Raw genomic sequence first — 11,951 nt, 5'->3', positions numbered from 1 at the left:
CGACGAGAGCGCCCCGATGGCGTTCACGTACCTCGTCGAGATCGACGCGGGGCAGTCGTCCGCGTGCTCGCGAGGCCGGGAGACTGGTCGCCGCATGCTGGACACTCCCCGTTCGCGAATCGGGCACGTGACGGCCATTTCGCATCGACACACTCATGCCTTTGCCGGGCCGTCCGCAGGCACGGCGTCACAGGACTGGGAGTCGGAATGTGAGAACCACGGTGCATCGTGTACCGATCGCGGTCGTCACCGCCGCGGTCCTGTGTACCGCCGCATGTTCCTCGGTTACGGAGGACACGAGCGACGGAGGCGACGGCACCCGGTTCGCGGCGTCCTCGATCGACTGGAACCTCGACGGTGCGGATCGCTATCACCGGTTGGCGACGTATCCCGTCGTCGCCAATGCGCCGGACGGCGAACCCGCCGACACCGAGACCGTCGCTGAGATCTCGACCGTCAGCGCGGACGGCAACACCATGATCTACACCGATGCCACGGCCAAACGGGTCGGCTTCGTGGACATCTCGAACCCAGCGGAGCCGCGAGGGCTCGGCACCCTGTCACTCGCCGAGTTGGGTTCGGCGGACGACCAGCCGACGTCGGTGATCGCCCACGGCGAGTACGTGCTGGTCGTCGTCGATACCACCGCGGGCGATTTCGCTCATCCGAGCGGCCGAGTCGACGTGGTGCGGATCGGCGACCGGAGCCGGGTGCGGAGCATCGACCTCGGTGGCCAGCCGGACTCCATCGCCATCAGCGCCGACGGCTCGTTCGCGGCGATCGCGATGGAGAATCAGCGCGACGAGGAGTTCACGCCGCCCGGCGGCGACGAGGGTGACCTGCCCCAGCCCCCGACCGGATTCGTCTCCGTCGTCGATCTCGTCGGCGAACCGGACGCCTGGCAGCCGCGGCGCGTGGAGATCGACGTGGAGCAGGCACGGAAAGCCGGACTCGACACCCCCGAGGATCTCGAACCCGAGTACGTGACGATCGCCTCCGACGGGCGAATCGCGGTGAGCCTTCAGGAGAACAACGGCATCGCGATCATCGACGGCCCCACGGGCGATCTCGTCGGGGTGTTCAGCACCGGTACGGTGTCGCTCGACGGCGTGGACACGGTGGAAGACGGTGCGATCTCGCTGACCGGCTCGATCACCGACGTACCGCGCGAACCCGACGCCATCGGCTGGATCGACGACAAGCATCTGGCCGCCGCCAACGAGGGCGACTGGAAGGGCGGGACACGCGGGTGGAGCGTGTTCGACGTGACCACCGGCGAGGTCGTCTGGGATGCGCGCACCTCCTTCGAGTACCTCGCAACACGCACGGGCCTGCACAACGAAGGCCGCGCCGAGGCCAAGGGAACCGAACCCGAGGGTTTGGCGATCACCGAGATCGACGGCACGCCGGTGGCACTCGTCGCCTCCGAGCGCAGCAACTTCGTCGCGGTATACGACGTGTCCGACCCCGCCGCGCCGGCGTTCCGGCAGATCCTGCCGACCACCCCGGGCCCGGAAGGGATCCTGCCGATTCCCGATCGGGGGCTGCTGGCGATCTCGTCGGAGACCGACGACGCCGAGGCCGGAGTACGCGCCACGATCAGCCTGTACGGGTTCGGTGAGCGGTATGCGGACGACGGCGGCGTGGCATTCCCGACCGTCGTCTCCGGCGACGTCGACGGTGTGCCGATCGGCTGGGGTGCGCTCGGTGCGCTGAGTCCCGATCCGGACGACGCGAACCGGCTGTACACCATCACCGACAACGCGTACGGCCCGAGCAGGCTGCTGGGTGTGGATGTCAGCGCGACGCCGGCAGTGATCGACACCCAGCAGGCCATCACCGAGAACGGCGAACCGGTGAGCCTCGACGTCGAGGGAATCTCGGCCCGCGGCGACGGCGGCTTCGCTCTCGCCGTGGAGGGCGAGGACGGCGCAGGCAACGAACTGGTGCAGGTCGCCGCCGACGGCACCGTCGAGGAGCGTATCGCGCTCCCCGCGGACATCGCCGCCGGACTGGGCAGCCAGGGACTGGAAGGTGTTGCCGTCGAGGGTGATTCGGTGTGGGTCGCCGTGCAACGGGAACTCGACAGCGATCCGAAGGGGATCGCTCGGATCGGTCGGTACACCCCCAGCAGCGGCGGTGCGGGCAGCTGGGAATGGTTCGGCTACCAGTTGGAGGCCACCGACATCGACGGCGACTGGATCGGCCTCTCCGAGATCATGGTGCACGACGGCGCGCTCTACGTGCTCGAACGCGACAAGCTGAACGGCCCCGACATCGCGGTGAAGGGCATCTATCGCGTGGACATACCCACCGAGCCCGGTGTGAGCGACGCGCAGGCCGACCCCCCCGGTCCTCCCCAAAACCCTCGCGCGCGACCTGGTTCCCGATCTGCAGGCCACGAACGGCTGGGCCCAGGAGAAGGTCGAGGGAATGACCGTCGCAGGCAACGGCAGGCTGTACGTCGTCACCGACAACGACGGCCTCGACGACGCCAACGGTGAGACGGTGCTGTTCGACCTCGGCCCCGCCGCAGAAGCGCTGCGGGACTGAGCACTAGCGCACGCCGAGGCTTCATGGCCTCGTGGAGGGCTCGGCGTTGTCGCCACAGAGTGGCGACTGAGTGCGGCCCGGAAAGCGCTTCCCTGAGACCGTGCGAGGATCGACGGATGGACGGTCGACTGCCGACAGGACTACGGGCCGTCGTATTCGACGTGGGCGAGACGTTGGTCGACGAGTCGCGAATGTGGGCCGAACTCGCACGCGAGGCCGGAACCACACCCTTTGCGCTCATGGGCATGCTCGGCGCGCTCATCGAGAGGGACGAGGACCATCGGCACGTCTGGCAGCGGCTCGGTGCAAGTGCACCGGCAGCGATGCCGCCCGTCAGCCGGGACGATCTCTATCCCGATGCCCTCGACTGCCTGCGCGCGGCGCGGGCGGCCGGGTTCGTCGTCGGCATCGCCGGCAACCAGCCTGCAGCGACGGCCGCCGGCCTACGGTCCCTCGGCTTCGGTGTCGACTTCGTCGCGTCGTCCGCCGAGTGGCAGGTGTCGAAACCGTCGCCGGTGTTCTTCGAGCGAGTCGTGCGGGCGTCCGGTGTCAGACCGCACGAAGTGCTGTATGTCGGTGACCGGCTGGACAACGACGTTCTGCCTGCGCGTGCGGCAGGACTGCGTGCAGCGTTCCTGCGACGAGGCCCGTGGGGCCACATACATGCGAGCAGGCCCGAGGCGAGCGCTGCCGACGTGTGGCTGAACTCGCTGGACGAACTCGCTGAGCAGTTCGCAGATACGGACGAAGACAGAACGTCGTATCGCTGAGAAAGGCCCTGCCTGCGACTCCAGGTGAGCGCCCGCCGCGTAGACGATGCGCGCACGATCGAAACCCGCGGTCTCGAAGCCGTCGAATCGACCGACACACACGCGACGGTCCGCGTCCGTCACCCTCGAACCGTCCTACCCGGCATCCAGGGAAGCACTGCGGCGGTGGATGCCGAGGTCGGTGCGCCCGGGCAGCAGCTCGGGGTGCAGTGCGCGCAGGTCCGTGGGGTAATCCCCGTCGCGCAGGCGACGGAAGGAACGGACAGGTTCCGAGTCCAGCCCGGCGAGACGGTCGCGCAGACGGCGGATCTCACGCTCCACGCCCGCCGAACTCAGGCCGTCGGCATCGTGGACGACGTGGAGATCCACCACATCGATTCCCACGTACCAGAGTGCGCCGTGGGTCAGCGGAAACAGCAGTGAGTCGAGATCCCCGCTGACGCCGCGGGGCCCGAGCGTGCGTTCGTCCTCCCCCGCCGTCACGACGACGAGCGCCCTGCGCCGGGTGAGCCCACCGTCCCCGTACCGGCGCGGGGTCCCCAGCTCCGGGTCGAGTTCGTCGTCGTAGGCGAAACCATCGGTCAGCACGCGGTCCAGCCAGCCTTTGAGAATCGCCGGCGGGCCGTACCACCACAGCGGGAACTGGAGGACGAGGAGCTCGGCGGCCGCGAGCTTGGCATGTTCGGCCTCCACCTCGGGCTGCAGCCGCCCCTGCGCGTACGCCTCTCCTGCGAGCACGGCGAGATTGCCCGGCCTGCCGGCCGGTTCACCCAGATCGTCCTCGCCCAGCACCGGGTCGAACCCCATGGCGTACAGGTCCGACGTCGCGACGTCGTAGTCCCGGGACAGGGCCTCGACGCCGGCGCGGAACAAGTGCCCGTTCAACGAATCCTGCCGCGGATGCGCAAGGACCCAGAGTGCGGAGCCGGGGGTCGGCGGATGGTCGACGGTCATGAGAAGCCTCCTGCTGGGTAGGTGCAGACAGAGCCCGTGCTCCGGCGGTCACCACCCAGTCCACCGCAGGAACATGAGACGGAGAATGCTCGAAACTCTCGATTCGATATTCTTCCGTCCAATCTCGAGACATCTACTCTCGAGACATGGACACGCTCTCGGAAGTCCTCGACAACATCCGGTCCTCGGGGGCACTGATCGCCCGGAGCCTGATCGAGCCGCCGTGGGCGATCCGGGTCGAGGGCGGCTCGTCGATCACCCTCGCCACCATGATTCGCGGCGACGGCTGGATCCACCAGGACGGCTGCGATCCCGTCGCACTGCACAACCGCGACCTCACGCTCCTCACCGGCCCCGGGCCGGTCGTCCTCAGCAGCCGTCCCAGCGGCCGGATCGAGCCCGTCTGCGTCGTGACGGCCGACGGCACCTGCGCCGACGCGGTGGGCAACCCGCTCGACGACGCGGCCGTCGGCCTCGGTGATCGCGATGTCCAGGCGCGGCTCGGGGCGGAGCACGTGGTGCTGACCGGGTCGTTCCCGACCTCGGGCCGGATCGCACAGCGTCTGCTGGGCGCCCTGCCGCCGGTCATCGTCGTCCCCCGCGGGCGACAGCGATCACGGGCGCTGGATCTCCTCGAAACCGAGCTCGACAGCCAGGAACCCGGTCGGCAGGCCGTCGTCGACAGAGTTCTGGATCTGGTGCTGATCGGAGCCCTGCGCGACTGGTTCGCGCTCCCGGACGTGACCGGCCCCGCGTGGTATCGCGCTGCCGACGACCCGGTCGTCGGCCCTGCGCTCAGCGCCCTCCACTCCGACCCGGCCCAGAAGTGGACCGTCGACTCGCTCGCACGCGAAGCACGCGTGTCGCGCGCGACGTTCGCGCGGCGGTTCGCCGAGGTGATGGGCGAACCACCGATCTCGTACCTCGCAGGATGGCGCCTCTGCCTGGCCGCAGACCTCCTGCAGGACGGCGCGGACACTATCGAGTCGATCGCCCGCCAGGTCGGCTATTCGAGCGCGTACGCACTGAGCACCGCGTTCATCCGGGAGTACGGGGTGCGGCCCAGTCGACACCGGGCCCTGGCGCGCAGTCGGTCGGCGTGATGTCGATCGCCTGGTGGGAGTGGGCGTTCTGGATCACTGCTTGACCCTGACGCGACGTCATCGTTTGAGCTTGTCGCATGACACGGATCGTGTTCTTCTACCTGACGTCGTTCGGCACATCGTTGCTGGGCAATTCGATCACTGCCATAGCGCTCCCACTGCTGGTCCTGTTCACCACGGGCAGTCCGCTGGGCGCAGGGGCCGTCGCCATCGCGGCTGCAGTGCCCGCTGCGGTCGCCGGGTTGTTGATGGGCTCGCTCGTCGACCGGATCAACCGCCGCACCGCCGCCGTTCTCTCCGACCTGATCTCGGCTGCAGCGTTACTGATCCTGCCCATCGTCGATCTCACCGTCGGGCTGAACCTGGGATGGTTCATCGCCGTGGCGGTGCTGAACTCGTTCGGCGACGTCCCCGGTATCACCGCCCGGGAGGCCATGCTCCCGGCCGTCGCGCGGGCCGCCGGGATGGATCCTTCTCGGCTGATCGGCCTGCGCGAATCCCTCGCAGGGGTCTCGCTGCTGGTCGGACCCGCCATCGCCGGCATCCTCGTGGCCTCTCTGGAGCCGGTGGCTGTCATGTGGGTGACCTCCGGCATCGCGGCACTGGCGGCTCTGCTGACCCTCGTGGTCCCCTCCGGCGCCGCGACACTGCCGGGTGCACAGCAGCGAGACTCCGGCTCGGAGACGCCCGGCTCCGTGTTCGACGGCCTGGTGGTCATCTTCCGCACCCCGCTCCTGCGCGTCGTCGTCCTGCTGGGGCTGGCGCTGGCCGTCGTGCTCGCCGCCACCCAGGGCATGGTGATTCCCGTGCACTTCGCGTTCCAGGACGAGGTCGGGTTCATCGGATTCGTGCTCAGCGCGTTGGCCGCCGGCCTCCTCGTCGGCGGTGGACTGTTCGCCGGATTCGGGACCAGGATCCCGCGCCGGCGATGGTTCGTCACCGGTGTCGTCGTCGTCGCCGTGGGCTTCGTCGTCATCGGTATTCTGGGGCCGGTGTGGTCGATCTTCGCCGGGGCCGCGATCGTCGGGCTGGGTGGTGGCTGCATGAACGCCGTCGTCGGGCTGACCTTCGTGGAGAACGTCGCGGATGCTCAGCGCGGGAAGGTACTGGGTGCCCAGAACGCCATCATGACTCTCGTCCCGTCGGCGGGGATCGGTGCGGCAGCGCTGCTCATCGAAGTCGGCTCGCTGCACCTCGCCACGACGGCTCTCGTCCTCCTGTGGATCGGCGCGGCCACCCTGGCCCTGCTGAGTCCCAGCATTCGTCGACTCGGGCAGGTGTCATCCCCATCCGCATCTCGGAACTCGCAGAACTCGCCGGTGTGACGGTCCGCACCGTTCGCTACTACCACCAGATGGGCGCGCTGCCGGAGCCGCCGCGTCGCTCCAACGGGTACCGGGACTACACCTCGGATCATCTGGTGGCCTTGCTACGGATCGGCCAGTTGACCGGCTCCGGCCTGTCGCTGGCGCAGGCCGGAGCCGTGGCAGCGGACTACGGATCGTCCTCCACCGAGGAGGCGCTGGACGACGTCGACCGGGCCCTGGAAGCGAAGATCGCGGCGCTCACCGAACAACGCGAACGGCTGGCCCGGGCGCGAGCCGGACACCACGTCGGACTGTCGAGGACGGCAGCTGCACTGAGCCTGACACCCGCCGACATCCCGGTCGCCGTCGTGATCGCCCACCTCTACCGGGAGCATCCGCAGACCGAAGTCTTCGCCGATGCGCTGCGCGACCCGAAGATGCGGTCGGACTTGGCGTCGCTACAGGAGCTATTCGACGCCCTCGACGAGACCACCACCGACGGCGAGCTTCGCCAGCTCATGGCACACGCGCGCTCACTGGTCGCCGACGTCGCCGATGAGCTGCCGTCGCTGACCGAAGAGCAACTCCAGGTGATCCTCGATCTGGCCGAACGCGACCTGAACGACCGGCAGAAGGACTTCCTGCGCAGTGCGGCGAGGCCACCGTCCTAGTTGCGGGGTCCTTCGAGAGCGGCTCGATGGCAGCGGGCCCCGGTGCAACGATCGCGTCGAACCACTTCGGTGATCAGTCGCCGAGGGCCTTGTAGAGCGTGAGAGCGAGCGAGGTGCGGTCTCGCTCGTCGAGCTTTCGGAGCAGCGCCGACACATGGTTCTTGACCGTTCCCTCGGCCAGGACGAGTCGAGCGGCGATGTCGGCGTTCGTCAGGCCCTGTGCGACCAGTTCTGCCACGACGCGCTCCCGGCGGGTGAGGATCGCGAGCGGTCCGTCCACGGTTCTCTTCCGTTGGACGGCGGCTCGTGCGACGCGGGGATCGATCACCATGCCGCCTTCGACCACCGCATGGAGCGCCATTCCGAGTTCCTCCACAGACGTGTCTTTGAGAAGAAATCCGGACGCACCCGCCGTGAGCACCGCCTGTACGAGAGCATCGTCGTCGAATGTGGTGAGTACGAGCACGGGCAGCCCGGGATGGTCGCGCGTGCACCGTGCAGTGAGTTCGACCCCGTCCATACGAGGCATCCGCGCATCCGTGAGCACGACGTCCGGTGTCGTCGTCGAGAGAACGTCGAGCGCCCCCAGTCCGTCCTCGGCCTCGGCGACGACATCGACTCCGTCGGTGGTCGCGAGCAGCATGGCCAAACCACGCCGGATCAACTGCTGGTCCTCGACGAGCAGAACCCGAGTGGCGTGCTCGCGAATCATGCGGTGACCCTCCGACGTTCACGGGCCGGCACGGCGAGCGGCACCGAGACCTTCAGCGTGAATTCGTCGCCTTCTCGGCGTACGCGCATCGCTCCCCCGCGCTCGGCCGCTCGGTCGGCCAAGCCGCGCAATCCGAATCCGAGAGCCGGCACCCTCGCGTCCTGCGACGTCGTCGAGGCTGCGCTGTCGAGGTCGTTGACGATCGAGAGGTCGAGGCGGTGGCCGTCGGCGACGAGTGTGATTCGCACCCTGCGCGCCCTGCTGTGCCGAAGCGCGTTGGTCAGACCTTCCTGGACAGCCCGGTAGATCAGCAGCGCGGTAGATCAGCAGCGCGGTCGAATCGTTGTGCGTCAGTTCGTCGTCCGAGGCATCGTCGCCGGAGACCTCGACGGTGACGCCGGTGCCGCGGAACGACTCGGCGATCAGTTCCAGAGCGGCAAGCCCCCGCGCACCCGCGTCTCGTACGGGGTTCAGCGCTCGCACCCAGGTGCGCATCTCCGTGAGGGCGTCGCTCGACGTGTCCTTGGCGGTACGGATCTCCTTCCATGCCTGGCCGGCGTCGGTGGCGCGCATGCGCTCGGCGAGTTCCAGACTCATCGACACCAAGGTGAGGCGGTGGCCCAGCCCGTCGTGAAGTTCGCGCGCGCTGCGCGCCCGTTCGTCGGAGAGCACGAGTTCCTTCTCGATCTCGGCGACGCGTCGCAACCGGTCGATGACCTTGGCGTCAGCGTCCTTACGTTGTTCGAACCCGCGCAGCGCGAGACCGAGCACGATGCCGAAGCACAACAGCACGGCGACGGGCACCACGTTGATCATTGCCTGAACGACCGCGTCAGCGAATGCATCCCAGGACCCGAATCCGCCGGAGATCAGGAGAGCGAACCCGACACCCGAGATCCAGGTGGCCGCATACACACCCGCCCGCAGGGACACGTCGACCACGGCGAACGCGACGACGAGCAGAAGCACCGGGATCGTGAACCCGAGCGTCCCGAACACCGCGACCGGGGTCGCCAGCACGACCGCCAGCGCGGTCGACCCGACGGCGTGGCCTGCACGGACGAGACGCGGACGGACGACCCACAGAGCACAGATGAGGGGTACGGATGCGACCCACAGGATTGCGACGGCCAGGCCGGAGCCCGTCCGGGTGAAATCGACGACGCGGAGCACGGCGGCCGTACCGAGACAGCACAGAGCCACTCCCTGCAGTGCCATCAGCGTGCGCTCGACGTCCCCCCTCGAGGAGCCCATGGGTTGCAGCCTAGCTTCGCGAACAGCCCGGAAACCCGTGACTGTGGTCACGAGTCGACTCGTGACCACAGCGGGCAGCGCGAGAAGACCGCGCCGCCGTATCTTTCCGAGGTCAGCCTGCTCGGCTCTCGAGCAGCTCCGATCAGGGAGTCGAGGCCTCGTGTGACGATCACGCTCACTGCCCGCAACGTCCGCCGAGCCGTGACGACGGCGGGCGTGACCACCGAGATCCTCCAGGGGTGCACTCTGGAGTTGAAGGGAGCAGGACTCACTGCGGTCGTCGGCCCTTCCGGCTCCGGAAAGTCCTCGCTGCTGATGTGCCTCAGCGGTCTCGAGCAACCGACCTCCGGGTCGGTGAGCATCGACGGCCGCGACATCTACCGCCAGTCGGCGAGTCGGCGCGCGAGCATGCTCCGCTCGGAGATCGGGTTCGTCTTCCAGCAGTACAACCTGGTTCCGTTCCTCGACGTGGAGGAGAACATCACGCTTCCCTTCCGGCTCGACCGAGCGCCCGTCCCTCGTGCGGTGGTGTCCGAGCTGATCGAGTCCTTCGGCCTGAGCCACCGGCGCAGGGCACCAGCGCGTTCCCTGTCCGGTGGAGAGCAGCAGCGCACTGCGGTGTGCCGTGCACTGGCACGACGGCCAGGCATCGTCTTCGCCGACGAACCGACCGGCGCGCTCGACTCGCAGAGCACTCGGCTCGTGCTCGACACTCTGCGCCGCATGGCCGACGAGGGGCAGATGATCGTGATGGTCACCCACGACCTCGACGCCGCCGCGCTCGCCGACACCGTGGTGGTGATGCACGACGGTCGCACCGTGAAGACCTTCGGACGCAGCACCGGCCAGGAGCTTCTCGCATTCATGACCGAACTGAGGGCGTGAACCGTGCTGCGCTACGTCACCCGCATGTTCGCCGACGAGTGGCGGCAGTGGACTCCCTCGATCGCCGTGGTAGCGGTCGTCACGACCCTGGTCGGCCTGTGTGTGCACCAGTTCGCCTGGACCGGTGACGCCGCCTTTCACACCGCCGTCGACGCCGCCGGTGTGCCCGTCGCGGAGTTCCGGATCCTCTCGGTGACGATCGGCACCGTCATCGCACTGGTCGCGTGGGTCGCTCTTACCGTGGTGGGAAGGGCGGGCGTTCACACCACACGCAGCTCCTATGCTCTCTGGCTGCTGATGGGTGCTTCACCGACCACGGTCTTCGCTGCCACGCTCCTCGTCCTCACCCTCGTCGCCACGTGTGGGGCGGTGATCGGCGCTGCCGTATCCACCCTGGTCGGTTTCTGGGCTGTTCCGGCTTTCAACGTCGCCGTCGCACCCGACGCCGATCTGCCCGGCTTCACCGCCACGTGGTGGGCGCCGGCGGCAACGATCCTCCTCGGCGTCGCCACTGCGGTCGTCGGCGGAGTCCTGCCGGCCGTTCGCGCATCCCGCACGCCCCCGAGCGCTGCGCTGAACACCGGTGGCAACGAGCAGCGTCGAGCTGCTTCGACGGTCCTCCGCATCATGGCCGGAGCGTTCTTCATCCTCGTCGCAGCAGGCCTCGTCGTGGCCGCAGGTTTCGCGGCCCAGCTGGGATCGACGAGCCCGGCCTCGATGTTCAATCTGGCCGTCGATGCCAGCGGAAGCGCCCTGATCGCCGTCCACCTGCTCTGCCCCGGACTCGTCGCACTCGTCTTTCGGGCACTTCATGGCGTCCTCGCACGCACTCCCGCTGCGGCTGCGAGCCTGGGTGTGCGTGCGGCGGCCGACCGCGTTCACTTCGATGCCACGACGATCGCCCCGTTGGCGGCCGGCTTGGGCGGTATCGGACTTCTGCTGTGCTCCGTGCGCTCGGTCGCGGCGCTGACCGACGCACTCCAGCCCGGTACTCGGACGGATCTCACCGATGTGTGGACGATCGTCGCTGTCGTGGCTGTATGCATGCTCGCCACGAGCGCCGCGGTGGTCGCTCTGTCCGCACGCGACAGGGGCCGCGAGATCGCACTGCTGCAAGCGGCCGGAATGCGCGGATCACAGGTGCGTTCACTGATCGCCTCCGAGAGCCTGGCGATGGCCCTCGCCGCCACTCTCGTTGCGCTCCTCCCCGTCGCCACCGCGGGGCTGGTGGTCGCCCTCGTGTCTCGTGCAGCACTGGGTTCGGTCATCGTCTCGTGGCCGGTCGGTGCGATGGGAATCGGCGCAATCGCCTCGTGGCTGGTGCTGTTCGTCGTCCTCCTCGTCCCGGCGGCACGACCGTTGCGCCACGGACCCAGCACTCAGCTGCGCGCTCGAGGAGCCTGACGCGCACGACACTCCCGGATAGGGCTTGGGCATGGTGAACATCCAGTCGCTGTGGGAACCGAGTCTCACAACTCAGATGTCAACCGAACGGGGGCAGTCCCTCGCGCGGAGTTGTCAATCTGCGGCCCCGCGGGCCATCGCCTGGTTGCTCGGAGGAGCATGCGCGATCGGTTGCTAGGCTTGGCGTATGAGGTCACCCGAAGCAGACACGCCAGGGCTACCGGTCTACCGGTAGCCCCAGATGCCCCAGCTCATCGCCTAACGGTTCCCGCCGCTCCCATGCTGCGGCCAGTGGCGACGTCTGTTTCCTGCGCATCCGAAGCACCCCGGTAGTGCCA

General features: G+C 68.3%; 10 protein-coding genes and 1 pseudogene. 8 read left to right on the top strand and 3 right to left on the bottom strand.

Going from position 1 to position 11,951, the window contains the following annotated elements; genetic code table 11:
* Window positions 1–155: 155 nt before the first annotated feature.
* The 3 genes and pseudogenes from RR1_RS05455 to RR1_RS05450 form a co-directional block, all read left to right on the top strand.
* Window positions 156–2,276: pseudogene (locus tag RR1_RS05455) on the top strand (esterase-like activity of phytase family protein); the annotation flags it as partial.
* 103 nt (window positions 2,277–2,379) lie between these two features.
* A complete protein-coding gene (locus RR1_RS23180) occupies window positions 2,380–2,553 on the top strand; it encodes a hypothetical protein (protein WP_422785259.1) in 174 nt (57 codons plus the stop codon).
* A 116-nt stretch (window positions 2,554–2,669) separates the two neighbouring features.
* Window positions 2,670–3,323 (top strand): HAD family hydrolase, encoded by a 654-nt coding sequence (locus RR1_RS05450; protein WP_010837264.1) that lies wholly within the window; start codon window positions 2,670–2,672, stop codon window positions 3,321–3,323.
* Between the two features lie 135 nt (window positions 3,324–3,458).
* Here RR1_RS05450 and RR1_RS05445 read toward each other — a convergent pair whose 3' ends face one another.
* A complete protein-coding gene (locus RR1_RS05445) occupies window positions 3,459–4,277 on the bottom strand; it encodes an NAD(P)H-dependent oxidoreductase (RefSeq protein ID WP_010837265.1) in 819 nt (272 codons plus the stop codon).
* Window positions 4,278–4,423: 146 nt separating this feature from the next.
* On the opposite strand from RR1_RS05445, the gene RR1_RS05440 reads away from it, so the two are divergent.
* The 3 genes from RR1_RS05440 (at window position 4,424) to RR1_RS05430 (ending at window position 7,358) form a co-directional block, all read left to right on the top strand.
* A complete protein-coding gene (locus RR1_RS05440) occupies window positions 4,424–5,380 on the top strand; it encodes an AraC family transcriptional regulator (RefSeq protein ID WP_010837266.1) in 957 nt (318 codons plus the stop codon).
* Between the two features lie 77 nt (window positions 5,381–5,457).
* Complete coding sequence (locus RR1_RS05435) at window positions 5,458–6,705, top strand: MFS transporter (protein WP_010837267.1); 1,248 nt, start codon at window positions 5,458–5,460, stop codon at window positions 6,703–6,705.
* Window positions 6,702–7,358, top strand: coding sequence for a MerR family transcriptional regulator (locus RR1_RS05430; protein ID WP_010837268.1), 657 nt, complete (start codon window positions 6,702–6,704; stop codon window positions 7,356–7,358). The genes RR1_RS05435 and RR1_RS05430 overlap by 4 nt, the downstream gene beginning before the upstream one ends.
* 73 nt (window positions 7,359–7,431) lie before the next feature.
* Here RR1_RS05430 and RR1_RS05425 read toward each other — a convergent pair whose 3' ends face one another.
* Both RR1_RS05425 and RR1_RS05420 read right to left on the bottom strand, forming a co-directional pair.
* A complete protein-coding gene (locus tag RR1_RS05425) occupies window positions 7,432–8,070 on the bottom strand; it encodes a response regulator transcription factor (protein WP_010837269.1) in 639 nt (212 codons plus the stop codon).
* An 18-nt stretch (window positions 8,071–8,088) separates the two neighbouring features.
* Window positions 8,089–9,324 carry a sensor histidine kinase gene (locus RR1_RS05420; RefSeq protein WP_081634100.1) on the bottom strand — a complete coding sequence of 412 codons (1,236 nt, stop codon included), beginning with the start codon at window positions 9,322–9,324 and terminating at the stop codon, window positions 8,089–8,091.
* A gap of 162 nt (window positions 9,325–9,486) precedes the next feature.
* Between RR1_RS05420 and RR1_RS05415 the strand changes: the two genes are divergently transcribed.
* A complete protein-coding gene (locus RR1_RS05415) occupies window positions 9,487–10,209 on the top strand; it encodes an ABC transporter ATP-binding protein (RefSeq protein ID WP_010837271.1) in 723 nt (240 codons plus the stop codon).
* 3 nt (window positions 10,210–10,212) lie between these two features.
* On the top strand, window positions 10,213–11,613 hold the full coding sequence (locus RR1_RS05410; RefSeq protein ID WP_010837272.1) for an FtsX-like permease family protein: 1,401 nt from the start codon (window positions 10,213–10,215) through the stop codon (window positions 11,611–11,613).
* Window positions 11,614–11,951: the final 338 nt, after the last annotated feature.

The sequence above is a fragment of the Rhodococcus rhodnii NBRC 100604 genome (assembly GCF_001894925.1).
GTDB classification, from domain to species: Bacteria; Actinomycetota; Actinomycetes; order Mycobacteriales; family Mycobacteriaceae; genus Rhodococcus_F; species Rhodococcus_F rhodnii.
Note: the sequence above shows the minus strand (reverse complement) of the source record. Positions and strands in the feature narration are given on the sequence as shown.

Excerpts from the sequence above, each read along its gene's own strand:
- RR1_RS05450 (WP_010837264.1), top strand. The coding sequence starts at position 2,670 with ATGGACGGTCGACTGCCGACAGGACTACGGGCCGTCGTATTCGACGTG.
- RR1_RS05445 (WP_010837265.1), bottom strand. The coding sequence starts at position 4,277 with ATGACCGTCGACCATCCGCCGACCCCCGGCTCCGCACTCTGGGTCCTT.
- RR1_RS05440 (WP_010837266.1), top strand. The coding sequence starts at position 4,424 with ATGGACACGCTCTCGGAAGTCCTCGACAACATCCGGTCCTCGGGGGCA.
- RR1_RS05435 (WP_010837267.1), top strand. The coding sequence starts at position 5,458 with ATGACACGGATCGTGTTCTTCTACCTGACGTCGTTCGGCACATCGTTG.
- RR1_RS05425 (WP_010837269.1), bottom strand. The coding sequence starts at position 8,070 with ATGATTCGCGAGCACGCCACTCGGGTTCTGCTCGTCGAGGACCAGCAG.
- RR1_RS05420 (WP_081634100.1), bottom strand. The coding sequence starts at position 9,324 with ATGGGCTCCTCGAGGGGGGACGTCGAGCGCACGCTGATGGCACTGCAG.